Source organism: Zoogloea sp., assembly GCF_041908905.1.
GTDB lineage: Bacteria > Pseudomonadota > Gammaproteobacteria > Burkholderiales > Rhodocyclaceae > Zoogloea.
In genome coordinates this window covers 1-25,673 of sequence record NZ_JAYREK010000050.1, presented here as the reverse complement: position 1 = coordinate 25,673, position 25,673 = coordinate 1, and the positions used below count along the sequence as shown (strand labels likewise).

Sequence of the window (25,673 nt, the reverse complement as noted above, 5' to 3'; positions counted from 1 at the left end):
TGAATCTGTTGCGCCTCAACACCACCAGCAAGGTGGGAATAAAGAACAAAAGACTGATGGCTTCGGCGTCTGACGAGTTTCGGGCGGAAGTGCTCGGATTCATGACGTGACGGTGCGATTGCCCTGCGCGAGCATGGGCAACATGAGGCGCACGCAGGCAAAGGCCCGCCAGCAAATTGAGCTCTTGCAGTAACCAGTTGCGCCAAGCGTTTTTTCCGGCAGTTCCTCCGGGCAATGGGAAGTCTGGCACCCCGTCGAATTGCTTGTTTGATGCGTGCTTGTGGGCGGTGGCTGCACAGGCGCTGTGCAATGCGTCAAGGCTGTCCATCAGTCGGCGCGACTCTTTGACGGGCAATTCGGCGTCGATGGTGGTTGCAATGCGACGTAGCAGCCCCTTGAGCCTCAACGATGTGCTTTGCGCTTCGCTTATCTCTTCGCGTAGCACGCTGTCTGTCGAGAATGCGGGCACCTCCTCAGGCCCGCACAAGTGCGACCCCGGGGGCTGTCGGTCGGGCAGTGCTGCGGCCTCCTCGATGAAACGCAAGAACCCATCAAGGCGGGCTGAGTTGTCCTCTCCCTGCCAGTGTTTGTTATCGGCTAGTAGATCAGCGATGACGCGCTTTGCGACCCTTCTCACGTCGTCGTCACAAAGAATTTCAACGGCTCGTTTCTCGTGTTCGCTGAGTGCTTCGGGTTGGATTGACTGCAGGGGCGGATATGCGAGGATCTCGGGCGGGTAAGTGTCGTCTAGTTTTGGGCTGGGCGTGGTCATGCTGTAGGCTCCTCTTGGGTGTCGGGCGGTGGAAAATGGGCGAAAAGACATTCACTGCAGACGCGCACCTACACCCCGGAACGCCAGTGCTGGCGCGGTTTGACGGTGGTGTAGGTTGTGAAGATCTTTTCCGGGGGTGGCCATGCCCCCGAAAAAATAAAAATCAGAGCATCGCCACGCGATCTAGTTTGGCTGTGACGACATCGTGTCGGAGATGGCCGTAATTGGCTTCAATCATGGCAACCGACGTGCCGGCGAGCTTCGCAACGATGAAGCTATCCATACCTGCAAGGATCATTTCGCTGATGGCGGTATGGCGAAGCGCGTACATCACGACGGCGTCAGGGAGCTTTGCAGCCGCAACGGCGTCCTTGAAAATCTTCTTCCAGCTGTCCTTGTTCCATCGCTGGCCGTAGGCCGTGGCGAGCATGGGGGCGGCTGGTAGCTTGTCCTTGCCAGCTTCGATGAAGAACGCGACGGCTGCCGAAGAGATTGCAACGGTACGCCGGCCAGTTTTGCCAGTCAGGGTCAGGGCGCCTAGCTGCTTGTCGAAGTCACCCGCGTTGAGGGTTGCGAGCTCTCCGGGGCGCGCGCCGGTCAAGAGCGCGGCCTTGACGAATAGGGCAAGGTCTTCGGGGCAGGCGGCAAGCAGGGCTTTGCGCTGCTCCATGCTCAGGAAAGCATCCTTCCTGCGGGCGCCTACCTTGGGGAATTTCTGCACGGTGGCCCACCCTGCATCGGTGGCCACGATCCGATGCTGCAGCGCCCGATTCAATGCAGCCTTGAGGGTCGCAAGGTTGCGGTTGGCGCTGTCCTTCGAGCGGCGCACGTCCTCTTCGTCGGCCTCTTCGTCGTCCTCGATCTGCTCGTTCAGCCACTTGCTGACGCTTGTAGCGCGTAGCTTGTCGATTGGCAGGCGGGCGAGGGGCTCACCATACACAAGGCGCGTGAAACGCCCCTCTGCGTCCTTGGCGGTGGCGTGCCGCCCCTCGGCTCGCAGGGCCTTGACGTAGTCCTCGCACACCTCCTTGACGGTGGTTACTCCCGTCTTGGCGCCCTGCTCGCAGCTTTCCACCCATGCACGGGCTGCCTTGGCGGCGTCGTCGAACTTGTCGAACTCGCCGAGGGCTCGGTACTTCTGCTTGCCCTCGTCGTCCCTCCATCGGGCAATCCATGTACCTGTGCCGTTCTCGAGCTTGCGGAAGCCTACGGCTGCGCCCTTTTGCAGGGGCGCCCAGTAGGGTTCGCGGCGGGGCGCGAGCTTGTCGCGCTTCGTCTTGCTATCGATCTCGTTTGACATGGCGGCTTGTCCGTACGGAAACTGTACGGAAATTCTAACACGAACAAACAAGACTCAACTAGGACACATAAACAATATAAATCAATCTGTTAGATCAATCCTGCGACCGTATCAGAACGCTTAAGATCGATATTTCCGGCCCTCCGAAGGCAGGGGTCGGACGTTCGAATCGTCTCGGGCGCGCCAAACAAATCAATGGGTTAGATCTTGAGGATCTAGCTCATTTTGTTTTGTGCCCACGCCGTGCCAGCGCTGCGACAGGCCGCCCGCGCGGTGCGCGGAGGCCCCGGATGGCGAGTCGAGCCGGCCGCGACCGGATCATCGACGATCCGGCCGCACCGCCCCCGCGCGCCCTCAGAAGCCCCCGCTACATCCCCTGATAGATCGGCCCTTCGCCGCCCTGGGGGGCGACCCAGGTGATGTTCTGGGTGGGGTCCTTGATGTCGCAGGTCTTGCAGTGGATGCAGTTCTGGCTGTTGATCTGGAGGCGCGGTTCGGCGGTTTCGCCGTCGTTCACGATTTCGTACACGCCGGCCGGGCAATAGCGGGTTTCCGGGGCGTCGAAGCGTGCGAGGTTGATGCGGATCGGCACGCCGGGGTCGCCGATGCGCAGGTGGCAGGGCTGGTCTTCCTCGTGATTGGTGTTCGACAGGAAGACCGACGAGAGCCGGTCGAAGGTCAGCCTGCCGTCCGGCTTGGGATAGTCGATCCGCTCGCTCTGCCCGGCGGGGCGGAGCTTGTCGTGGTCGGCGGTGTTGCGCAGGGTCCAGGGGGCCTTGCCGCGCAGCAGCTTCTGGTCCAGCCCGAAGAGCAGCGAGCCGAGCCAGCGCCCCTTCTTCATGTAGGGCTTGAAATTGCGGGTGGAGTGGAGCTCGGCGTGCAGCCACGAGGCGCGGAAGGCCGCGGGGTAGGCTTCCAGGCGGTCGCGGCGGCCCTGGGCGAGCGCGTCGGCAATGGCGTCGGCGGCCAGCATGCCGGACTTGATGGCGCCGTGGCTGCCCTTGATGCGCGCCGCGTTGAGAAAGCCGGCGTCGTCGCCGATCAGGGCTCCCCCCGGGAAGATCAGCTCCGGCAGGCTCTGCAGGCCGCCGGCGGCGATGGCGCGGGCGCCGTAGGCGAGGCGCTTGCCGCCGTCGAGGTAGGCCCGGATGGCCGGGTGGGTCTTGAAGCGCTGAAACTCCTCGAAGGGCGACAGATAGGGGTTGGCGTAGTCCAGGCCCACCACATGCCCCACGGCAACCAGGCCACCCTCCAGGTGGTACACAAAGCCGCCGCCGTAGGTGTCGGCGCGCAACGGCCAGCCGGTGGTATGGACGACCAACCCGGGCTGGTGGGCCGCCGAGGGCACTTCCCACAGCTCCTTGATGCCGATGCCGTAGGTTTGCGGGTCGCTGTTGGCGCGCAGCCCATGGCGGGCTTCGAGCTGCTTGCCCAGGTGCCCGCGGCAGCCTTCGGCAAACAGGGTGTAGGCGGCGTGCAGCGCCATGCCCGGCTGATGGGCCGGGCCGGGCACCCCTTCGCGGGTCAGGCCGACGTCCCCGGTGGCCACGCCCATCACGGCGCCGGCCTCGTCGTACAGCACCTCGGCACCGGCAAAGCCCGGGTAGATCTCGACCCCCAGGGCCTCGGCCTGCTCGCCGAGCCAGCGCACCACGTTGCCGAGACGCACGATGTAGTTGCCATCGTTGGTCAGGCAATCCGGCAGCAGGGCATGGGGAATCTGGCGGCTGCCGCTCTCCTGGAGCAGGAGCACCTTGTCTTCCCGGACGGGGGTGTCCAGCGGCGCGCCCAGGGCCTTCCAGTCGGGCAGGAGTTCTTCGAGGGCCCGCGGGTCCATCACCGCGCCCGACAGGATGTGGGCCCCCACTTCGGCGCCCTTCTCGATCACGCAGACGGAGATCTCGCTCCCGGCGGCGGCCGCCTGCTGCTTGAGCCGGATCGCCGCGGCAAGCCCGGCGGGGCCTGCGCCGACGATCAGCACGTCAAATTCCATCGACTCTCGTTCGCTGCTCATGACTGTTCTCGTTCAAGGAAATGAAACCGGAGGCCGGCGACGCGGCGGGTGGCCGAACGGGCCCTTCCCTCTCCGCCGGGCCGGCCAGGCTCCGGAAGGCCCATTGTGCGAGCGGCCCGCGCCGGCCTCATCCCCTGCTTGAACTAGTCCCCGTCCACCGGTCGCCGCCATGAAAAAACCGGCCTGGGGCCGGTTGTCGCGGGACGTCGGGCAGCACCCGGGTCAGAAGCGTTTCGGGCGGATCATCGCGTCCATGCCGCCATCGACGAACATCACCGCCCCATGCACGAAGCTGGCCTGGGGCGACTGGAGGAAGGCCACCACCTGGGCGATCTCGTCCGGCTGGCCGGCGCGGCCGATGGGGGCCACGAAGTTCTTGACCGCCTGGCCGTAGCGCGGGTCGTCGAGGGAGGCCTTGTGCAGCGGGGTTTCCACCGCGCCCGGGGCCAGCACGTTGAGGCGGATGCCGAGCTTGCCCCACTCCACGGCCTTGCGGCGCGCGTAGGCGGTGATCGCAAACTTGGAGGCGGCGTAGGCGGCGGCCGGCTGGGCCAGTGTGTCGGCCTCGGCCACCGCGCGGGCCTCGTCGCCGGAGAGCAGGGTCTCCACCAGCGGGATCTGCTCCACGCCGGGCTGGACGGCAGCCACCGACCCCACCAGCAGCACGGCGGGCTGATGGCCTTTCTGCAGGCATTCCGCCAGGCCGTCCACCAGGGCGCTCATGCCGAAGTGGTTGACCGCCACGATCAGGCCGCTGGAGGGCGCGGTGACGCCCACGCCGGCGCAGCACACCAGGCCGTCGAGGACGCCGCCACAGGCCTCGATGGCCGCGTTCACCGCCGCCTGCCGCCCGCTGGCGCTGGAAAGGTCGGCGACGATGTCGGCCTGGGCCCGGTCGATGCCGATGACACGATGGCCGGCGGCCTGCAGCTGGCGGCAGACCGCGGCGCCGATCCCCGAGGCCGAGCCGGTGACGACAGTGGTGGGCATGAAATGTCTCCTTGAAATGAAAGGCGCGCCTGTGCGCGTGATCCTGCAGTATGTGGAGGCGCTCGCGGCCCGGGCATCGTCCGCCCGGACTAGAAGGCTCCGGGGGGCCCGCCCTTACAATTCCAGGCTCCAGATGGTCCCTCCACTCACCCCCGGGAGTCCCTCCAGATGATCCGCCTTCGTCCCCTGCTCCTGGCCGCCGGGCTCTTGACCAGCGCTGGCCCGGTGCCCCTCGCCCTCGCAGCCGAACCGCCCGCGCCCGCCGCCGCGGCGGCGGCCAACCCCGACAGCGCCCGTGCCGAGGCCCTCCTCGACAGGGCCGAAGCCTTCTACCGGGACAACGGCCAGCGCGCCCACGCGGCCTTCAGCCGCAGCGGCGAGTTCCGGGACGGCCCGCTGTACGTCTATGTGCTCGACCTCGCGGGTAACTTCCTGGCCAGCGGCGGCAGCTCCGTCACCCTGATCGGCCGCAACGTGCGGGACATGCCGGACGCCCGCGGCAAGCCGTTCTTCCGGGAGATCCTCGACGGCGCCCGGGCACGCCGCACCGGGCTGGTGGAGTACCACTGGCTCAACACCGGCTCGGGGCAGATCGAGCGCAAGACGGCCAGCTACCGGGTGGTGAACGACAACATCCTGGTGGTGGGCTATTACACCTCCCGCTCGACGGCCGAGCAGGCCCGCTCCCTGCTGTGGGCCGCGGTGCATGAGTTCAAGCAGCACGGCGATCGCGCCCTGGCGCGCTTCAACGACCTCAACGGCAACTTCGTGCGGGACGACCTCTACGTCTTCGTGCTCGACATGGACACCCAGGTGATCCGCGCCCATGGCGGGATGCCGCGGCTGATCAACCGCCCGGCCGGCGAGCTGATCGACGCCAACGGCAAGCCCTTCATCCGCGACCTGATCAAGGCCGCCCGCGCCAGCGACGAAGGCCGGGTGGAGTACGCCTGGCGCAACCCCCTCACCCAGAAGATGGAACGCAAGCAGACCTGGTTCGTGCGTGTGGGTCAGCAGGTGATTGCGGTGGGCGCCTACGCCGGCCCCCTCAACTGAAACCCCGGCGCCCGCCTCCCGCTGGGGTGCGGGCGCCGTGCATGGCGGCGAGCGGGCCTCAGCGGTGGCTGAGGGCCGCCACGCTGTTGAGCATGATGCGCACCAGCTCGGTCTGGCGGCGCACGCCGGTCTTGGAGAAGATCGAGCGCAGGTGGGCGCGGGCCGTGTTGCGGCGGATGTTGAGGGCCTCGGCCGCTTCTTCCAGCGACAGGCCGTTGGTCAGTTCCATCGCCAGCGCCGTTTCGGCCGGGGTCAGGTTGAACAGCTGCTTGGCCACCGCGGTGCTGGCCAGGGACTTGCTGGCCGCGTCGCGCAGGTAGATCACCACCGACGGCTTGCCCTTGCCCTCGGCCCATTCGCTCGACGGCACCTGCTCGATCACCACGCCGAGGCTCACCTGCCCGGACGGCCGCGAGATCGACATGGCCTCGGAGGGGATCACCCGGTCACCCGGATGGTGGGCAAAGGCGTTGCGGATGAGCTGCTGCAGGACGCGGTTGTCACTCGGGTAGGTGGCCTCGAGACGCCCCCCCACCAGCTTGAGGCCGTCGCCGCTGTCGAGGATCTCCTGGGCGATGAGGTTCTGGTCCAGCACCTTGCCCGTCTCGTCGAGCACGATGGTCGCCACCGACAGCCGGCCGATCGCCTTCGAGTAGAGCATGCCCAGCGATTCGCTGCGGTCGAGCAGGTTGTGCATGTGGAGGGCGCGGCGCAGGTGCGGCAGCAGCGCCTCGCAGAGCCGCCGCTCCTCCGGCGAGAACGCCGGGAGGCTTTCGGGGCGGGTGATCCGGAAGCGCAGCTTGCCGGATTCGGGGGTCGAGATGTCCGCCCCCATCACGTGGAAGACGTCGTAGGGCTTGCACCAGTGGATGTAATACGGTGCCTTGCGCCACTCGGCCTCGCTCATCAGGTCGTCGACCACGAACACCTTGTCCGCCGGCTGATTCACGAAGGGCGTGGCCGTGTGCTGATAGGTGTGATACACGACCTTGCCGCCGATGCCGCCCGGCAGTTCCCCGACCGAGATCATCAGCCCAGTGTCCGTCAGATCCGGGACCTTGAGGATCAGGGTCACGTAATTGGCCTTGAAGAGCGTCCGGAAATGCTCCAGGGCAACGCCCCAGCGCCGGCTGTCCAGGGCCGCTTCGTAGAGGGCGCTGACGATACGGTCGTACACGTCCATCTCGAGATTGATGCTGACCACGCTGCGTACCCCTCCCCTTTTATAGTTGTCTGTCGTTCCTTGCCCACACCGGCATGCCCCGCAGGGCACGCCGGGCGTTCACAGGGAACCGGTCAAGGCCGGCACGGCCTCGAAGAGGTCGGCGACCAAGCCATAGTCGGCGACCTGAAAGATCGGCGCGTCTGGATCCTTGTTGATGGCGACGATCACGCCGGAGTCCTTCATGCCGGCCAGATGCTGGATGGCCCCGGAGATCCCCACCGCCACGTACAGCCCCGGCGCAACGATCTTGCCGGTCTGGCCCACCTGGTAGTCGTTGGGCACGTAGCCCGCATCCACCGCGGCCCGGGACGCCCCCAGGGCGGCCCCCAGCCGATCGGCCAGCGGGGTGAGCACCTGCTGGTAGTTGTCGCCACTGCCGAGGCCGCGGCCACCGGACACCACGATCTTCGCGGCGCCCAGCTCGGGCCGCTCCGAACGGCTGATCTCCCGGCGCAGCACCTGGCTCAGGCCGAGGTCCGCCCCGGCCGCGGCGCTCTCTATCGGTGCCGGGCCGCCTTCGCCGGCGCTGTCGAAGGCCGTCGGGCGCACCGTGAGCACCTGCACCGGGTCGTCGGACTCGACGCCGACGAGCACGTTGCCGGCGTAGATCGGGCGCTGATAGCTCCCGCGCCGGCTGATCTTCACCACGTCCGAAACCTGCGCCACATCGAGCAGGGCGGCGATCCGGGGGGTCACGTTGCGCCCCCACGCCGAGCTGCCGACGAGCACGTTTCCGTATAACTTTAGTTGTACCAGAGAAACCACCAGCGCGGCTAGATTCTCGGCCAGCTGATCCCGGTAGAAAGCGGCTTCCACCTGGATCACGCGGCTCACGCCGGCCACCTTGGCCGCCTCGCCGGCGACCGCCCCGCAGCCATCCCCCGCGACGAGCAGTTCCACCTCGCCCCCCAGCTGGGCGGCGGCGGTCACGGCGTGGCGGGTGACGCCCGCCAGCCGGCTGTTGTCGTGTTCGGCAATTACCAGCGTCTTCATGTGCATGTCCCTCAGATCACCTTGGCTTCGTTCTTCAGCTTGCTTACCAGCTCGGCCACATCGGCCACCTTGACGCCGCCCTTGCGGGGCGCCGGCTCCTCGTGGCGCCCATGGCGCAGGCGCGGCGTCACGTCGACGCCCAGGCCGGCGGCGGCGAGCACCTCGAGGGGCTTCTTCTTGGCCTTCATGATGTTGGGCAGGGTCGCGTAGCGCGGCTCGTTGAGGCGCAGGTCGGCGGTGATGACCGCCGGCAGGCCCAGGGCCAGCGTCTCCAGCCCGCCGTCCACCTCGCGGGTGACCTGGATCGCGGCACCATCCACCACCAGCTTCGAGGCGAAGGTGGCCTGACCGACGCCCATCAGGGCCGCCAGCATCTGGCCGGTCTGGTTGGCGTCGTCGTCGATGGCCTGCTTGCCGCAGATCACCAGGCTGGGCTGCTCCCGATCCACCACGGCCTTCAGCAGCTTGGCGACGGCCAGGGGCTGCAGCTCGGCGTCGGACTCGACCAGGATCGCCCGGTCGGCCCCCATCGCCAGCGCGGTGCGCAGGGTTTCCTGGCTCGTCGGGCCGCCGCAGCTGACGACCACCACCTCGGTCGCCTGCTGGCTTTCGCGCAGCCGCACGGCCTCCTCGACGGCGATCTCGTCGAAGGGGTTGATCGCCATCTTCACGCCGTTCAGGTCGACGCCGCTGTTGTCGCTGCGGACGCGGACCTTGACGTTGTAATCCACAACCCGTTTGACCGGGACCAGTACTTTCACGTGTGTTCTCCTCTCGTTGGGGCGGGCGCGTGGTGAGCCTCGGAAATGTGATCCGAGGATACGGAGCCGCCCCGGCCGCGCCATCGTCCGATGGGACTACCAACGCCCCGGCCGCCACAAAGGAGAAAGGGCGCAGGCCGTGGTGACGGTCTGCGCCCTTGAACCCGGGAAAGGTAGTGAAGGGGCCGGCTCAGCCCGGAAACTTGACCCGCAGCCGGGCCGTGGCGGGAGTCGCCTGGCAGGACAGGGTCCACCGCCGGGCTAGGTCGCGGGCATCCAGCGCGTCGTTGTGGCGCAGGACCACCTCCCCCTCCTCCACCTGGCACATGCACGACGCGCACATGCCGACCCGGCACGAGTGGGGCACCGCGATGCCGTGGCGCTCGGCGGCGTCCAGCAGGGTCTCGCTGCCACCGCAGCTGAAGTGGTGCTCGCTGCCGTCGAGCAGCAGGCTCACCTCGGCCGCGTCCACCTGCGGCGGCGGGGCGTCGGCGGCCACCGCCAGCGGGGCCGCCTCCTCGTCGGGCAGGGAGACGAAGCGCTCCACATGGATCCGCTCCGGGTCGAGCCCGGCCCCGGCGAGGGCCGTGGCCATCGCGTCCATGAAAGGCGCCGGGCCGCAGATGAAGGCCTGGGCGGCCTCGAAGCCGTGGCCGAACGCCGCCAGCTGCTCCACCGACGGCGTGCCCTGCACCGAGTCCAGCCAGTGGATCACCTGCAGCCGGGACGGGTGCTCCGCCGCCAGCGCCTGGAGGGCATCCCGGAAGATCACCGAGCGTTCGTCCCGGTTGGCGTAGAGCAGGCGGATGCGCCCGCTGCCCCGGGCCAGCGCGGCCCGCAGGATCGAGAACACCGGCGTGATCCCGCTCCCGCCCGCCGCCAGCACGAAGTCGCCCTCCAGCCCGGCGGGGGTGAACAGGCCCGCCGGCGCCATCACCTCCAGGCTGTCGCCGGGGCGCAGGTGGCTGCACAGCCAGTTGGAGCCGCGCCCGCCGGCCACCCTTTTGACCGTGACCCGCAGGGCGTCATCCAGCCCCGGCGTACTCGACATCGAGTAACAGCGGGGCAGATGGCGCCCGCCCACCGCCAGACGGAGGGTCAGGAACTGGCCCGGCCGGTAGCGGAAGCTGTCCGCGAGGCCCTCCGGCACGGCAAGGGTGATCGAACGGGCATCGGGGGTCTCGTCGGTCACGGCCTGGACCGTGAGGCGATGGTAGCGGTTGGCAGTCATGGGCGACACCGTCGGGCGCGGTTCCGGCACGGCCGGTCAGACGAAGGGGTCCGGATTGCTGAGGCCGAGCATCACCGCGCCGTGGATGCGCGCGTAGGTGTCGGTGTTGTTGGCGATGTGCCCCCGGGCCTGATGGATGTCGCGGAAGATCCGCTCGATCGGATTGCTCTTGTAGGTGCCGGAGGCCGCGCAGGCCCGCATCAGCTCGCTGAGCGCCGCCGCGCACTGCTTGGGCACCTGGGCGGCCTGGGCGCGCTGCATCAGGCGCTCCTCCACCGGCATCCGTTCGTCGCTGCGGGCGCACTCGACGATGCGCGCGTAGTTGCGGAACAACACCAGCTTGAGCTGGTCGCTGGTCATCATCGCCTCGCTCACCGACTGCTGGGCATTCACGTCCTCGGCGGTCTTGGCGCCATGCTTGCCCACGTGCGCCGCGGCACGGCGGCGGAACTCGGCGATGGCACCGTCGAGGGCCCCCAGGCAGGCCGACGACACGGCCCGCTGGAAGACCTGGGTGAAGGGGATGCGGTACAGCCAGCCCGGGTTGCCCGCACGGCCGGGGCAGCCTGCGTCGGAGTGGTCGTTGGTGCGCTGGGTGCGGTGTTCCGGCACGAAGGCGTCCTCCACCACGATGTCGTGGCTGCCGGTGGCGCGCAGGCCCAGCACGTCCCAGTTGTGCTCGACGCGGTAGTCGGACTTGGGCAGCAGGAAGGTGGTGTGCTCGAAGCCCTCGCTGCCGTCGCGCTTGGGCAGCAGGCCGCCCAGGAAGATCCATTCGCAGTGCTCGACCCCGCTCGAGAAAGCCCAGCGGCCGGAGAAGCGGTAGCCGCCCTCGACCTTCTCGGCCTTGCCCACCGGCATGTAGGTGGAGGCGATCAGGGTGGCGGAGTTCTGGCCCCACACATCCTGCTGGGCCTGGTCGGGGAAGAGGGGAAGCTGCCAGTTGTGCACGCCGATCACGCCGTAGATCCAGGCGGTGGACATGCAGCCCTCGGCCAGCGCCATCTGCACCCGGTAGAAGACCCGCGGGTCCAGCTCGTAGCCGCCCCAGCGCTTGGGCTGCAGCACGCGGAACAGGCCGGCCTCCTGCATCTCCTTGACGGTCTCGACCGGCACCATGCCCTGGCGCTCGGCCTCCCGGGCGCGCTCGGCCAGCTTCGGCGCCAGGGCGCGGGCGCGGGCCACCAGCTCGATCGCCTCCGGCGTCATGTAGTCGTCGGCGAACGCATCCATCAACAGCTCTTTCTTTACCGCATCCATGGTCTTCCTCCTCCTGTGCGCCGGCGGCGGAAATACCCCGGCAAGTCAAACACTTCGATGGGAAGAGAGTTCCACAGCGGGACGTCCGGATTCATCGTCTGAACGGACTAACGGAAACGCGCGGACGGCCCCGTCCGCCGCCTGTAACCCTTTTGGACGATGCCCCGGAAAACCGGCTGCCAATAATGGCTGGACATTCAAGCAGCCAAGCCATTGGGCCGCGCGCCCGCCGTTCAAAAGGAGACACCCATGCGCACACGCGTCGGCGTGGCCGTGACCGCCATCGTGGCGGCAGCCGGCCTCTACGCCTTTTCGCCCCGCAGCATGCCGCAGTTCGAGCAGACCCGCATCCCGGTGGACAAGATGCAGCTCAACAGCATCGTCCGCACCAGCGCCGGCCTGGTCGCCGCCGGGGAGCTGGGGCAGATCCTGGTTTCCCGCGACGACGGCGCGAGCTGGCAGACCGCCCGGCAGGCCCACGCCCGCCAGGCGCCGATCACCCGCACCACCTTCGCCGCCAACGGCACCGGGCTGGCCCTGGGCCACGAGGGATGGATCCTGCGCAGCACCGACGGCGGGCTGAGCTGGGAAGAGAGCGCCTTCGAGCAATCCAACGGCGAACCCCTGATGAGCGCCGCCCGCCTGCCCTCCGGCGAGTGGCTGGCCGTGGGCGCCTTCGGCCGGGTGCTGCGCTCGGTGGATGACGGCAAGAGCTGGCAGCCCCACACGATCCCCGGCCTCTCCGACTGGCACCTCAACAGCATCAACGGCTCGGCCGACGGCCGACAGTGGCTGATCACCGGCGAGGCCGGCACCGTGCTCCGCTCCGAGGACGGCGGCGTCAGCTGGAGCGTCGTCCCGCCCTTCTACAAGGGCTCCATCTATGGCGCCGTGCAGCTCGCCTCGGGCACCTGGGTGGCCTATGGCATGCGCGGCAACGTGCACTTCAGCCAGGACGGCGGGCGCAGCTGGCAGGCCGCCCGCGTGCAGGCGCCGGTGTCCACCTACGCCCACGAGCTGACCGACGACGGCCGCCTGCTGCTGGCCGGCCAGGGCGGCGTGGTGCTGGCCAGCCAGGACGACGGCCACAGCTTCCAGGTGATCCGCAAGGAAGGCCGCGCCAGCCTCACCGGCATCCACCGGCAGGCCGACGGCAGCCTGCTGCTCACCAGCGACAGCGGCCTGCAGCGCTACAAGCCGACGACCCGCAGCGCCGACGCCACCCAGGGCCGCGGCACCCCGCACACCACCACCGGAGCCTCCTGATGACCCATCACGCCATGACCCGTACCGACGCGCTGGTGGCCTTCCTGGCGCGCATGCTGATCGCCTGGCGGCGGCCGCTCGGCGCGCTCTTCCTGCTGCTCACGCTGGGCCTCGGCTATTCGGCCCTCAACACCCGGCTCGACCCCGGCTTCAACAAGCTGATCCCCATGTCCCACCCCTACATGCAGGCCTTCCTGCAGTACGGCAGCACCTTCTCGGGGGCCAACCGGGTGATGGTGAGCGTGCGCTGGAAGGGCGAGGGCGACATCTACAACCCGACCTTCATGAAGGCCCTGCAGCAGGTCACCGACGAGGTCTTCTTCATTCCCGGGGTCAACCGCGGCGAGGTGCGCTCGCTGTTCACGCCCAACGTGCGCTTCATCGAGGTCACCGAGGAAGGCTTCAACGGCGACGTGGTGATCCCCGCCCAGTTCAACGCCGACCCGGAGAGCCTGGCCCTGGTGCGCGGCAACGTGGCCAAGTCCGGGCAGATCGGGCGGCTGGTGGCCAACGACCTCAAGTCCGCGCTGGTCCAGGCCGACCTGCTGGAGATCAACCCGCAGAGCGGCGAGAAGCTGGACTACGCCTCGGTGGCGGAGAAGCTGGAGGCGATCCGCGCCGCCCACGCCAACGAGCAGATCGACATCCACATCGTCGGCTTCGCCAAGGTGATGGGCGACGTGATGGAGGGCCTCACCACGGTGCTGCTGTTCTTCGTGATCGCCTTCGGGATCACCACCACCCTGCTCTGGCTTTACTCCCGCTCGATCAAGCTGACCCTGCTGGCCATCACCGTGGCCCTGCTGCCGGTGGTGTGGCTGCTCGGCGTCCTGCCGCTGATCGGCTACGGCATCGACCCCATGTCGGTGCTGGTGCCCTTCCTGATCTTCTCGATCGGCGTCTCCCACGCCGTGCAGATGACCAACGCCTGGAAGCAGGACGTGCTCGACGGGCAGACCTCGCTGGACGCCGCCGAAGGCGCCTTCCGCAAGCTCGCCATCCCCGGCACCATGGCCCTGCTGGCCAACGCGCTGGGCTTCCTGGTGATCATGCTGATCGACATCCCCATCGTCCGCGAGCTGGGCATCACCGCCTGCCTGGGCGTGGCGATGATGATCATGACCAACAAGATGTTCATGCCGATCATCCTGTCGCACCTGCACCTGGAGCGCGCGGCCCTCGGGCGCAGCGCCGAGGCCGGCCAGCGCCACGCCCTGTGGTGGGCGCTGTCGGCCCTGTCGCGCCCCGGGCCGGCCATGCTGAGCATCCTGGCCACCCTGCTCATCCTCGCCGGCGCAACCTGGCAGTCCCGCCAGCTGCAGACCGGCGACGTGGGCTCCGGCGTGCCCGAACTGCGCGCCGAATCCCGCTACAACCAGGACAACGCCCGCATCGTCGGCGACTACTCCATCGGCATGGACGTGCTGTCGGTGTATGTGGAAACCGAAGGGCACACCGAAGCCTGCCTGAACTGGGAGGTGATGAACGCCGTGGAGCGCTTCGACCTGCACATGCGCGGCGTGGTGGGCGTGCAGTCGGTGGCCACCGTCGCCGGCCTGGCCAAGCTGTACGTGGCCGGCAACAACGAGGCCAACCCCCGTTGGGCGGCCCTGCAGCGCTCCGAGGCGGCCCTGCGCACCGGCGGCCGCGCCGCCAATCCGGACCTCGGCCTCAACACCTATGGCTGCAAGACCATCAACCTGCTGGTCTACCTCAAGGACCACCAGGGCCCCACCCTCGCCCACGTGGTCAAGGAGGTCCAGCACTTCATCGACGCCGAGCACGCCCCCGGCGTGCGCTTCCGCCTCGGCGGTGGCAACGCCGGCGTCGCCGCCGCCACCAACGAGGCCGTCGAGCACGCCGAGATCCAGATGCTCGCCTCCATCTTCGGCGCCATCACCCTGCTGTGCTGGATCACGTTCCGGTCCTGGCGCGCCGTGCTGTGCGTGATCGTGCCGCTGATCATCGTCACCATCATGTGCAACGCCCTGATGGCATTGCTGGGCATCGGCCTCAAGGTGGCCACCCTGCCGGTGATCGCCCTCGGCGTGGGCGTGGGGGTCGACTACGGCATCTACATCTACGAGCGGCTCCAGCACGAAATGACCCACGCCGGCCTGCCGCTCCGCGAAGCCTTCTACGAAGCCATGCGCCAGCGCGGCACCGCTGCGGTATTCACCGCCGTGACCATGTCGATCGGCGTCGGCACCTGGGCCTTCTCGGCCCTCAAGTTCCAGGCCGACATGGGCATCCTGCTGGCCTTCATGTTCCTGGTGAATGTGCTCGGCGCGATCTTCCTGCTGCCGGCGCTGGCCGTGTGGCTGGGCGTGGGGAGCGAGGAGAAGGTGCGGGAGGCCAAGCTGGCGCACTCCTGATCTGTGACGGCCCTGGCGCATCGGTCCAGCGCCGGGGGGCTGCCCTGATTGATCCGCTGTTGAAGCGGCCAACCTTGGTTGGCCGCTTTTTCATTCAGAGGGGACGTCGATTGGTGCGGTAAGGCACGGCAAATTGACGAACAAGGTGACAAATTGCAGTTGCCACCAAAGCTCAGTGGGTTGGCGCAGGGAAGGTGAATGGTCGGCAAAATGCCATGCTGTTAGACTGCCGACAACGACAAGGCAAGCAATGGCAGTTCCCATGCGTAATTCGGCGGCTTACACCATCTTTTTGGGAGGGTGAATGGACAAATGCCAGCTCAGTGAGCGCGACATCTGCACCAAGTTCATCACACCAGCCATCCAGCAAGCGGGCTGGCAACAGCACCAGTTCCGCGAAGAGGTGAGCCTCACCGATGGCCGCGTCATGGTGCGCGGCAAGCTCGCTGCCCGCATCAAGAACCCCGAAGCCAAAGGTGGCCCCAAGCGCGCCGACTTTGTGCTCTATGCCCGCCCCAATGTCCCGATCGCCGTGGTCGAAGCCAAACAGGCGAAGTTTTCTGTTGGCCACGGCATGCAGCAGGCTCTGGCCTATGCCGAGATGCTCGACGCCCCCTTCGCCATCAGCAGCAATGGCGAAGGCTTTCTGCTTCACGACCGCACCGGCCTGACTCAGCCCACCGAGCGAGAGCTCTCCCTCGCTGAATTCCCGTCGCTGGACGAGTTGTGGCTGCTGTACCAGCAGTGGAAGGGCCTCGCCGAGCCAGCTGCCGTCAAACTTGTCGAGCAACCGTTCCATACCGACGGCAGCGGCAAGGAGCCGCGCTACTACCAGCGTGTTGCCATCAATCGCGCCATCGAAGCCATCGCCAAGGGGCAGCAGCGCGTGCTGCTGGTCATGGCCACCGGCACCGGCAAAACCTACACCGCGTTCCAGATCATCTGGCGGCTATGGAAGGCCAAGGCCAAGAAACGCATTCTGTTCCTGGCCGACCGCAACATCTTGGTTGACCAGACCATGCAGCAGGACTTCGCCCCCTTCGGTGAAGTGATGCACAAGGTCAACAACCGCGAAGTTAAAAAGAACTACGAAATCTACCTTGCGCTCTACCAGGCGGTGACGGGCAGGGAGGAATGGAAGCAGATCTACCGCCAGTTCCCTGCCGGTTTCTTCGATCTGGTAGTGATCGACGAATGCCACCGCGGCAGCGCCGCCGATGATTCCGCGTGGCGAGAGGTGCTCGACTACTTCAGCAGCGCCACCCATCTGGGCCTGACCGCCACGCCGAAGGAAACCAAGGAGGTGAGCAACATCACCTACTTCGGCGACCCGATTTACACCTACTCTCTCAGGCAGGGCATCGAAGACGGCTTTCTCGCACCCTACAAGGTCATTCGGATTGCCACGGACGTGGACGCCGTGGGCTACACCCCCGAGAAGGGCAAGCTCGACAAACACGGGCGGGTGGTCGAGCAGCGCCAGTACAACACCAAGGATTTCGACCGCAACCTGGTACTGGAGAAACGCACCCAGCTTGTCGCGAGCAAAGTCTGGGAATACCTCAAGGCCACCGACCGGATGGCCAAGACCATCGTCTTCTGCGACGACCAGGACCACGCCGAGCGCATGCGACAGGAACTGGTGAAACTCATCCCCGCCGCCGCCCGTAACCGCCGCTACGTGATGCGCATCACCGGCGACGACAACGAAGGCAAGGCCCAGCTCTCCTACTTCATCGACAACGACGAGCCCTACCCGGTTATCGCCACCACCTCCAAGCTGCTCACCACCGGGGTGGACGCCAAGACCTGCAAGCTCATCGTGCTGGACCAGAACATCAACTCGATGACCGAGTTCAAGCAGATCATCGGTCGTGGCACGCGGCTACGCGAGGATTACCAGAAGCTCTACTTCACCATCATGGACTTCAAGGGCGCCACCCGGCTGTTCGCCGACCCGGATTTCGACGGTGAGCCAGTGGTGATCTACGAACCCAGCCCCGATGATCCCGTGGTGCCGCCCGAACCCACCGATCCTCCGAGTATCGGCGAGCCCGCTCCCCCTCCCTATGACCCACACCCGCCAGGCGGCGAGGATACGCCCCCCGGAGGAAATACCAGTAGCGGTGAAGGGCGCATCAAATACGTGATCGATGACGTGCCTGTGCGCGTCGCGGTCGAGATTTCCCAATACCTCGACACCGACGGCAAACTCATCACCGAGGACTACCGCGTCCTGCTCCAGGACGACATCAAGAAAGTACTGCAAGCCGAGTTCGGCAGCCTTTCCGAGTTCCTGCGCCGCTGGACCAGCGCGGAGCGCAAGCAAGCGGTGCTGGATGAGCTGACCGACCACGGAGTGCCTCTGGATATTCTGCAACAGGCCGTGCCGGGCGGTGGCGAGCTCGACGCCTTCGACCTGGTTGCCCACGTCGCCTTCAACCAGAAGCCGCTGACGCGCCGCGAGCGGGCCAACAACGTCAAGAAGCGCGATGTGTTCGGTCAGTTCGGCGAACAGGCCCGTGCTGTGTTAGAAGCACTCCTCGAAAAATTCGCCGACCACGGCGTGCAAGACATCGAAGACGCCAAGGTGCTGGAGCTGCCGCCCTTTGACCAGTTCGGCAGCAAGACCCAGATCCGGCGCGGCATCTTTGGCGGCATCGAGCAATACACCCGGGCCGTGCAGGCGCTCGAAAAAGCGCTGTATGACCAGGACGCGCAGAAACAAGCCTGATCCCGCATCGGGCAATGCAACACGAGAACAACGCAATGAACCTCAGCAGCACCATCAAATCCATCCAGGACATCATGCGCAAGGACGACGGCGTCGACGGCGACGCCCAGCGCCTCGGCCAGCTCACCTGGATGCTCTTCCTCAAGGTCTTCGACCAGCGGGAAGAAGAGTGGGAAGACGACAACCCCAAGTACGCCTCACCGCTGCCGGACGACATGCGCTGGCGCAACTGGGCCGCCTACGTGGCCGACGAAGCGGGCAAGAAAGCCCCGCAGACCCCCGCCAGCGAGATCATCGGCTTCGTCAACAACCGGCTGTTCCCCACCCTCAAGGAACTGGACGCCAACGCCAGCCCGCAGCACAAGGTAATCCGCAGCGTCTTTGAAGACGGCAACAACTACATGAAGTCCGGCACCCAGCTGCTGGCCGTGATCGAGAAACTCGAAGAAGCCATCAACTTCCACGATTTCAAGACCCGCGCCAGCCTGGGCGACGTGTACGAACAGTTGCTCAACGACCTACGCGGCGCCGGCAATGCGGGCGAGTTCTACACTCCGCGCGCCATCACCCAGTTCATGGCCGACCGCGTGAACCCCAGCCTGGCCCGGCGCGAAACCGTAATGGACCCGGCCTGCGGCACCGGCGGTTTTCTGACCGCAGCCATCGACCACTTCCGCAACCAGGTCTCCACAAAATCCAGCGCCGCCGACAAGGCCGCCATCGAAACGCTGATCCGCGGCATCGAGAAAAAGCAGCTGCCGCACCTCTTGTGCACCACCAACATGCTGCTGCACGGCATCGATGTGCCCAGCCAGATCGAGCACAAGAACACATTGGGCATCGGCTGGAACGACTGGAGCACCCACGACAAGGTGGACTGCGTCATCACCAACCCGCCCTTCGGCGGCTACGAAGATGACGGCGTGGGCAGCGACTACCCGGCAGACCTGCGCACCCGCGAGACGGCCGACATGTTCATGGCCCTCATCGTCAAGAAGCTGCTCAAAGAGAACGGCCGCGCCGCTGTGGTGCTGCCCGATGGCTTCCTGTTTGGCGATGGCATCAAGGCCACACTCAAGAAGCTGCTGCTGCGCGACTGCAAGCTGCACACCATCGTGCGCCTGCCCAAAGGCGTCTTCGCCCCCTACACCACCATCAAGACCAACCTGCTGTTCTTCACCAAGGGCGCAACGGTGGATGACGGCAGCGAGCACTTCCACACCGACACCATCTGGTACTACGAGCACCCCTACCCGCCGGGCTACAAGAGCTACAGCAAGACCAAGCCCATCCGCTTCGAGGAGTTCAAGCCCGAGCAGGACTGGTGGGGCAGCGAAGCCAACGACTTTGCCGACCGCGTGGAGAACGAGTTCGCCTGGAAGGTCGACTTCAAGACCAGGCGCGAGCAGGCCGAAGCCGCCGCGCAGCCGCATTGGGATCGCGCCGAGCAGCTGGGCAACCAAGCCAGCACGCTGGAAAACCGCGTGCGCGACCTGCGCGACTCCATCAAGGGCGTAAGCAACGCCAAGCAGCGCCAGCCGGTGGAAGACGAGATCGACACCCTGCGCACCCAGGCCGACAGCCTGCGCCTGCAAGCCCGCGACGCCCAGGCCGCTGGCGACCGCCTGTACTGGCCGATCTACAATCTCGACCTGAAAAACCCCAACGCGCCGGAAGAAGAAACCCACGACCCCGACGTGCTGCTGGACAAATACAAAACCCTGCTCGGCCAGATCGAAGAAACCGAGAACCGCCTGAAGAGCGAACTCGCCGCCGCCCTGGCGCACCACTTCACGACAGAAGAAGCCGAGCAATGAAGCAGCCGCCTGCCAAGCCTCAGCCCACCCAGGCCCCCGGCCACCTGCTGGGCGACATCCGCCAACTGATCGAGCAAAGCCGCCAGCAACTCGCCAGCGCCGTAAACAGCGCCCTGACTACACTGTACTGGCACATCGGCCAGCGCATCCGCAGCGAAGTGCTCAAGGACGCCCGCGCCGGCTATGGCGAGCAGATCGTCGCCACCCTGTCGAAGCAGCTCGAAAAGGACTACGGCCGCGGCTTGTCCGAGAAAAACCTGCGCCACATGCTGCGCTTTGCCGAAGTCTTTCCCGATGTGCAGATTGTCTCCGCAGCGCGGAGACAATTGAGCTGGACCCACTTCAGGACGCTGATCTACATCGGCGATCCGCTCAAGCGCGACTTCTACCTGCAGATGTGCCAGCAGGAAGGCTGGAGCACCCGCACCCTGCAAGAGCGGCTCGACTCCCAGCTCTTCGAGCGCACCGCGCTTTCCAGACAGCCCGACGCGCTCCTCGCCCAGGAACTGGCCAGCCTGAGACAAAACGGCGAGCTGCACCCCGGGCTCGTGCTCAAAGACCCCTACGTGCTGGACTTCCTCGGCTTGCAGGACCGCTACCTGGAAAAAGATCTGGAAGACGCCATCCTGCGCGAGCTTGAGCACTTCCTGCTGGAGCTGGGCGCGGGCTTTTCCTTCGTGGCACGGCAAAAGCGCATCCAGATCGACCACGACGACTTCTACATCGACCTGCTGTTCTACAACCGGCGGCTCAAGCGCCTGGTGGCCATCGACCTGAAACTGGGCGACTTCAAGGCCGAATACAAGGGCCAGATGGAGCTCTACCTGCGCTGGCTGGCCAAACACGAGCAAGAGCTGGGCGAGGCCCCGCCCTTGGGCATCATCCTGTGCAGCGGCAAGAAGCGCGAACAGATCGAGCTGCTGGAGCTGGACGCCAGCGGCATCCACGTCGCCGAATACCTGACCGTGCTGCCACCCCGGGAAGTGCTGCAAGCCAAGCTGCATGAAGCCATTGCGCTGTCGCGCGCCCGACTGGAAAACCGCGGCGGGGAGGAGGCGTGATGGATGCGCAGCAGTTTCTGGCGGAATTCGGGCATATCGCCAATGCGCCGGGGGGCGTGGCGCGGTTGCGGGAGCTCATCTTGCACTTGGCCGTGTCAGGTGACCTCGTCAGGACGGAAAGTCCCGTAGATGCTTCACCATTGTTGGAAGAGATTGCGCTGCAAAAGCGGGATCATCCGGAAAAGAAGAAGGTCGTTCCTAGCCAAGCACCTGTATCTCGCGCTGCAGTAAGGGCTCCATCGCATTGGAGTGTTTGCCGCCTTGGCGACATTGCCTTGACGATTACCGGAGGCGGAACACCGTCGAAAAGTCACTCCGCATATTGGAATGGTGATATTCCTTGGGCAAGCGTTAAAGACCTTAAGGACTTCAAGTATCTGGACGGTACAGAGCAACACATTACCGAGGATGGGCTCAAGAACAGTTCCTCAAATCTAATTCCACCCGGTCGCATCATTGTTTGCACGCGAATGGGACTCGGCAAAGTAGCCATTAACCGAGTTGCCATGGCAATCAATCAGGATCTCAAAGCCCTGGAGTTGCCTGAGCAGGTCAGCTTGGATTTCTTCCTGATTCTTTACAAGACTCGTGAGGTAAAAGGCACGGGTACGACAGTCGCCGGCATCAGGCAGGATCAGCTGTTAGCGTTGCCTATTGCGTTACCTCCCACCGAAGAACAATCCCGCATCGTCGCCAAAGTCGATGAGCTGATGGCCTTGTGCGACCAGTTGGAGGCGCAGCAGCAAGATCGCCGCAAACTGCAAAACACCCTGCGCCAGTCCACGCTGCAAGCCCTCACCAGCGCTCAAAGCCCGCACGAACTGCAAGACAGCTGGCAACGCCTGCAAGCCAGCTTCGAGCTCCTGTTCAGCGAACCGGAGGATGTAGATGATGTTCTCGCCGAATTGAAGAACCTAGCCGTCCGCGGTTTGCTCGCGAATGCCTCCTCAACGACTCCTGACCTGGACCAAGTCAAAGCAGATTGCGCGCGGCTTCGGGCGCAATACATCGACGCAGGCATCATGCGCCGGCAAAAATTGGTCGGTACGGCTGAATGCGAAACGAGCTATCCGGCTCATTGGGCGGTGACCGCCTTCGATGAGGTGGCTGTTGTCATCGGCGGGGTCACCAAAGGGCGTGATCTTCGCGGCAAACAAGTGGTGGTCTGCCCCTACTTGGCGGTCGCGAATGTTCAGCGTGGGTACTTTAAGCTCGATGCGCTGAAGTCGATCGAAATTGCCGCCGATGAGCTGGCAAAGTACCGGGTTCAGGAGGGCGATCTGCTGATCACCGAAGGGGGAGACTGGGACAAGGTGGGGCGGACCGCGATCTGGCGTGGTGAGGTCGAGAACTGCCTTCACCAGAATCACGTCTTCAAGGCGCGTGTGCCCAGCGAGTATCTGCTGAAGCAATGGGTTGAGTTGGTCTTCAATTCGGGGGCTGGGCGAGACTACTTTGCAAGAGCATCCAAGCAAACGACGAACCTCGCGTCAATAAACATGACGCAGCTCCGCAGCTTCCCCCTCCCAATCCCGCCCCTGAACGAACAACAACGCATTCTTTCTGCACTCGCGGAACTGACTGAGCACTGCACCGCATGGCGCCATCAGTTGGAGCGGAAACAAGCGCTGTCGGCGCAGCTTGCCCAAACCACTGTCGCCGCCCTCACCGGCATCACCATCGAACAAGAACAGGACCCCTGTGAAAGCCCCGCAAACAGCACAGATCGGCCAGAACGGCACCGGCAAGTTCTTATGAAAAACCTCTAATAAGGCCGGCAACCCGCCACCGGGAACCAGCCCTGCCCCGTCAACGCAAATACGCCCGGACAACCGGGCGTATTTGCGTCGGCCAGGCACTTTCAATCCCCGTGTCAGGCCTTCGATTCTCAACGGGCGGTAACGCAGGCAGGGAGGCCTGCCGACACCCGCCCGCCGGAATCAAGCTCAGAACGAATACTTCATCACCAGCGACAGTTGGTCGCGGTCGGTCAGCGGGCGGAACTCGCGCATGTTGGCCACTTCCGCCTTGCCGAAGTAACCCATGTAGGTCAGGCCGACCTGGAGGTTGCGCTGGTAGGTGAAGTTGGCACCGATGCTGGCGCGCATGTCCCCTTCGCCGCCGACGCCGCCGGTGATCGTGCGACCCTTGAGCTGACGGGAGAGGCTGATCGGCACGCTGAGATCCCAGCCCTCGAAGATGCCCGGGTAGCCGAGGCTGAGGGTGCCGGAGGCGGCCAGGCCGTAGTTGGCGCCGAAGAACAGCTCCTTGGTCTTGGGGAAGATCGCGGTGCTCGCGGCGGCGGGAGCGTTGGCGGCCTCGATGCCGCCGATCGTCACGTAGGCGACTTCGGCGGTCAGGGTGGTCTGGTCGGCGATGGCGGTGCGTTCCAGGTTCCAGATGGTGTTGAGGTTGGCCTGGATCACGTCGGCGCGGGTCGGCGTGGGCAGGTAGCTGCTGGCGGCCTGCGGGGCGCGGGGGTTGACCAGGGTCTTCACCAGCACCGGCGCGCCCTGCTTGTACGACAGTTCGCCGGCAATGGAGGCGGCCCCCACCGAGGTGCTGAAGGTGGCGCCGATCAGCTTGATGTTGTCGAAGTAGCGGACGTTGTACGACCCGCCGCCCAGCGCGCCGGAGGTGGCGTTGAAGGCGTTGATCACCGGCAGCGGCGAGCGGTCGTGGTAGTTGAGGTAGTAAAGGCCGACTTCGGTCTCTTCGGTCAGGCGGTAGCGGGTGCCGACGCCCCACTGGGGGGTGTTGCCCGGGTCGATGTCGTTGCCGCGCAGGCCGTAGGAACACACCGAGCGGCCGCCCACCGTGCGGTAGGGCTGCAGGCAGGTGCCGCCCGGCCCGGTGGAATCCGCGCTGCTCAGATACGAGCCGGGCGCCGGGGCGAGGGTGGTGTGGAAGCCGAACTGCAGGTGGCCGAGCAGCGACCAGCGGGGCGACATCTCGATCTGGGTGGAGATCTGGTCTTCCGGCAGCAGCTGGTCCTTGGTTTCGGTGCCGACGATGCCGGTCTTGGTGCCGTCGGCGGGGCCCTGGGCCAGGGAGATGCTGGGGAAGAACAGGGCCTCGCCCCACGACACCACGTGGCGGCCAAGGCGCACGTTGGCACGGCGGCCTTCGCCCAGGTCGAAGGTGTTGAACACGTAGGCGTCCAGCAGGCGGGTGTAGCCGCCGTGGTAGCGGCGGGCGTCGCGGGTGAATTCGTCGACCGGCCCCGGCTTGTTCACCGCCCCCGTGTTGTTGTCATTGAGGCGGTGATAGACGTCGTCGTAGAAGGTGGACGCCGACAGCACCAGGCCGTTCACCCCGTTGGTGATGCTGGTGTCGAGCAACAGGCTGAGGCGGTTGGCGGTGAGGCTGCCCTTGTCGAAGTTGTTGGTGCCGTCGTTGCCGCCGGAATACGCCGCGATCTTGGCGTCACGGTCTTCCATCCGGGTGGAGAGGGTGTAGGTGGAGTTGACCCGCCAGTCGACCTTGTAGCCGTTGTCGAGCTCGATCGACTCGCCGGCAAAGGCCGGCGTGGCGAGTCCGGCGCCCAGCAGGGCCAGCGCCAGAGGGCGCAGCGCGATGTGCATTTTCATTCTGCTTGTCTCCCTGAGAGGCGCGGGGTCAGTTGCCGGCGGAGCGCAGGGCTGCCGGCGTGAACTGGTCCGGGTTCATGTCGCCCTTGTTGAGGATCGGGCCGATGTCCCGCTCCTGGAACAGGTTGTAGGCCACGTAGCTGCCGGAGTTGAGGTCGTGGTAGAAGCTGGTGCCGGCGTGCCACGCGTTCATGTCGAAGGCGTAGTAGTAGTTGATCACCGCGTGCTGCCAGAGCTGGCCGCGGGTGTCGTAGTAGTCGCCGGCCACGGCGTGCCAGGTGTCCTCATCGATGAACATCACGCGCTTGCCGAAGGGGTGGCGGTAGCCGTCCTTGAGCTTGCCTTCGAGCACCCACACGCGGCGCAGCTCGTAGCGCTGCATGTCGGGGTTGGGGTGGCCGGGCTTGAGGAGGTCGGCGTACTTGCTGCCCTTCTCATGCACCTTGTAGGCGTTGGCGGGGATGTACATCTCGCGCTTGCCCTGCAGCGACCACTCGTAGCGATCCGGCGCGCCGTTCATCAGGCGGTCCTGGTCGATGGTGAGCTTGCCGCCGGAGCCGGCCAGCGGGGTGTCGTAGCCATACTGCGGCAGCTGGCGGACGCGGCGGGTGCCGGGGTCGTAGTTCCAGGCCAGGCGCTTGCCCTTGGCAAAGTTCACCGGCTCGACCGAAGTGGTCATGCTGCCCTTGTCACGCTCGGGCAGCAGGGTGCCGGTCATGGCGTAGGCCATGGTGCCTTCCATCGGCTTGCCCAGGTTGTCCGGCGAGGTGACCACGCTCAAGCTCTTGTTGAACTGGCGTCCCCAGGTGATGACACCCTTGGAATTCACATCCGCGATATCGCGGGCGCGGTTCTCTTCGGTGAAGGCCCGGTACGGGAAGTTGTGGTTGGCCAGCACTTCCATCGCGCTCTTGGGGATCGGGAAGGGGATGGCGCCCATCACCCCGGTGAAGCCGAAGCCGTTGTCGATGAGTTCGGCCTCGCGGGCGTTCTTCTTGGCCAGATCGCAGATCTTGTCGGGGTAGCGGAATTCGCGACGGCCCTGATAGACCGGGATCTTGTAAGTGTTGGGGAAGCGGGCGAGCAGCGCCTTCTGGCCGTCCCCCCGCGTCAGAATAGTTGCCACCTCGATAGAATCCTGAATTCGGGGGCGATGATGAGAGAACGACTTGGCGCGATACGGACAAGACTTCAAAGACAGAGCGGTAGCGCGGTTGTTGCCGCCGGA

General features: G+C 65.7%; 18 protein-coding genes and 1 tRNA gene. 8 read left to right on the top strand and 11 right to left on the bottom strand.

The annotated features are described in order from the left end of the window. Positions 1–772: hypothetical protein (locus ACE3OU_RS17595; protein WP_374242854.1), on the bottom strand; the 772-nt coding region annotated here is incomplete at its 3' end. A gap of 163 nt (positions 773–935) precedes the next feature. Next, the gene (locus ACE3OU_RS17590; protein WP_374242853.1) at positions 936–2,072 is read right to left on the bottom strand and encodes a tyrosine-type recombinase/integrase; all 1,137 of its coding nucleotides are present in this window, start codon (positions 2,070–2,072) and stop codon (positions 936–938) included. Between the two features lie 102 nt (positions 2,073–2,174). Between ACE3OU_RS17590 and ACE3OU_RS17585 the strand changes: the two genes are divergently transcribed. Then, positions 2,175–2,258, top strand: a tRNA-Ser gene (locus ACE3OU_RS17585). Positions 2,259–2,439: 181 nt separating this feature from the next. Here the strand turns inward: ACE3OU_RS17585 and ACE3OU_RS17580 are convergent. Both ACE3OU_RS17580 and ACE3OU_RS17575 read right to left on the bottom strand, forming a co-directional pair. Then, complete coding sequence (locus ACE3OU_RS17580) at positions 2,440–4,086, bottom strand: electron transfer flavoprotein-ubiquinone oxidoreductase (RefSeq protein WP_374242852.1); 1,647 nt, start codon at positions 4,084–4,086, stop codon at positions 2,440–2,442. A 222-nt stretch (positions 4,087–4,308) separates the two neighbouring features. Further along, complete coding sequence (locus ACE3OU_RS17575; RefSeq protein ID WP_374242851.1) at positions 4,309–5,076, bottom strand: SDR family oxidoreductase; 768 nt, start codon at positions 5,074–5,076, stop codon at positions 4,309–4,311. A 168-nt stretch (positions 5,077–5,244) separates the two neighbouring features. Here ACE3OU_RS17575 and ACE3OU_RS17570 point away from each other — a divergent pair, with 168 nt between their 5' ends. Beyond that, positions 5,245–6,132: a cache domain-containing protein gene (locus ACE3OU_RS17570; RefSeq protein ID WP_374242850.1), complete on the top strand. Its 888-nt coding sequence runs from the start codon at positions 5,245–5,247 to the stop codon at positions 6,130–6,132. A gap of 58 nt (positions 6,133–6,190) precedes the next feature. Here the strand turns inward: ACE3OU_RS17570 and ACE3OU_RS17565 are convergent, their stop codons facing one another. From ACE3OU_RS17565 to ACE3OU_RS17545, 5 genes are all read right to left on the bottom strand, one after another. Then, the gene (locus ACE3OU_RS17565; protein ID WP_374242849.1) at positions 6,191–7,336 is read right to left on the bottom strand and encodes a helix-turn-helix transcriptional regulator; all 1,146 of its coding nucleotides are present in this window, start codon (positions 7,334–7,336) and stop codon (positions 6,191–6,193) included. A gap of 78 nt (positions 7,337–7,414) precedes the next feature. Next, the gene (locus tag ACE3OU_RS17560; RefSeq protein ID WP_374242848.1) at positions 7,415–8,350 is read right to left on the bottom strand and encodes an electron transfer flavoprotein subunit alpha/FixB family protein; all 936 of its coding nucleotides are present in this window, start codon (positions 8,348–8,350) and stop codon (positions 7,415–7,417) included. Between the two features lie 11 nt (positions 8,351–8,361). After that, on the bottom strand, positions 8,362–9,111 hold the full coding sequence (locus tag ACE3OU_RS17555; protein WP_374242847.1) for an electron transfer flavoprotein subunit beta/FixA family protein: 750 nt from the start codon (positions 9,109–9,111) through the stop codon (positions 8,362–8,364). A gap of 190 nt (positions 9,112–9,301) precedes the next feature. Then, positions 9,302–10,342: a 2Fe-2S iron-sulfur cluster-binding protein gene (locus tag ACE3OU_RS17550; RefSeq protein WP_374242846.1), complete on the bottom strand. Its 1,041-nt coding sequence runs from the start codon at positions 10,340–10,342 to the stop codon at positions 9,302–9,304. 36 nt (positions 10,343–10,378) lie between these two features. After that, on the bottom strand, positions 10,379–11,602 hold the full coding sequence (locus tag ACE3OU_RS17545) for an acyl-CoA dehydrogenase family protein (RefSeq protein ID WP_374242845.1): 1,224 nt from the start codon (positions 11,600–11,602) through the stop codon (positions 10,379–10,381). A 249-nt stretch (positions 11,603–11,851) separates the two neighbouring features. On the opposite strand from ACE3OU_RS17545, the gene ACE3OU_RS17540 reads away from it, so the two are divergent. The 6 genes from ACE3OU_RS17540 to ACE3OU_RS17515 all read left to right on the top strand — a co-directional run bounded on the left by ACE3OU_RS17540 (position 11,852) and on the right by ACE3OU_RS17515 (position 22,624). Then, positions 11,852–12,868: a WD40/YVTN/BNR-like repeat-containing protein gene (locus tag ACE3OU_RS17540; RefSeq protein ID WP_374242844.1), complete on the top strand. Its 1,017-nt coding sequence runs from the start codon at positions 11,852–11,854 to the stop codon at positions 12,866–12,868. Continuing rightward, on the top strand, positions 12,868–15,243 hold the full coding sequence (locus ACE3OU_RS17535) for an RND family transporter (protein ID WP_374242843.1): 2,376 nt from the start codon (positions 12,868–12,870) through the stop codon (positions 15,241–15,243). Before ACE3OU_RS17540 ends, ACE3OU_RS17535 begins: the two co-directional genes overlap by 1 nt. A 304-nt stretch (positions 15,244–15,547) precedes the next feature. Then, positions 15,548–17,977 (top strand): EcoAI/FtnUII family type I restriction enzme subunit R, encoded by a 2,430-nt coding sequence (gene hsdR, locus ACE3OU_RS17530; RefSeq protein ID WP_374242842.1) that lies wholly within the window; start codon positions 15,548–15,550, stop codon positions 17,975–17,977. A 35-nt stretch (positions 17,978–18,012) separates the two neighbouring features. Next, a complete protein-coding gene (locus ACE3OU_RS17525; protein ID WP_374242841.1) occupies positions 18,013–19,794 on the top strand; it encodes an N-6 DNA methylase in 1,782 nt (593 codons plus the stop codon). Next, a complete protein-coding gene (locus ACE3OU_RS17520) occupies positions 19,791–20,855 on the top strand; it encodes a YhcG family protein (RefSeq protein ID WP_374242840.1) in 1,065 nt (354 codons plus the stop codon). Before ACE3OU_RS17525 ends, ACE3OU_RS17520 begins: the two co-directional genes overlap by 4 nt. Then, positions 20,855–22,624 carry a restriction endonuclease subunit S gene (locus tag ACE3OU_RS17515; RefSeq protein ID WP_374242839.1) on the top strand — a complete coding sequence of 590 codons (1,770 nt, stop codon included), beginning with the start codon at positions 20,855–20,857 and terminating at the stop codon, positions 22,622–22,624. Before ACE3OU_RS17520 ends, ACE3OU_RS17515 begins: the two co-directional genes overlap by 1 nt. Before the next feature lie 177 nt (positions 22,625–22,801). Here ACE3OU_RS17515 and ACE3OU_RS17510 read toward each other — a convergent pair whose 3' ends face one another. Next, positions 22,802–24,445, bottom strand: a complete 1,644-nt coding sequence (locus ACE3OU_RS17510; protein ID WP_374242838.1) for a DUF1302 domain-containing protein — start codon at positions 24,443–24,445, stop codon at positions 22,802–22,804. 28 nt (positions 24,446–24,473) lie between these two features. Further along, entirely contained in the window at positions 24,474–25,571 is a 1,098-nt protein-coding gene (locus ACE3OU_RS17505) for a DUF1329 domain-containing protein (RefSeq protein ID WP_374242837.1), read from the bottom strand. Positions 25,572–25,673: the final 102 nt, after the last annotated feature.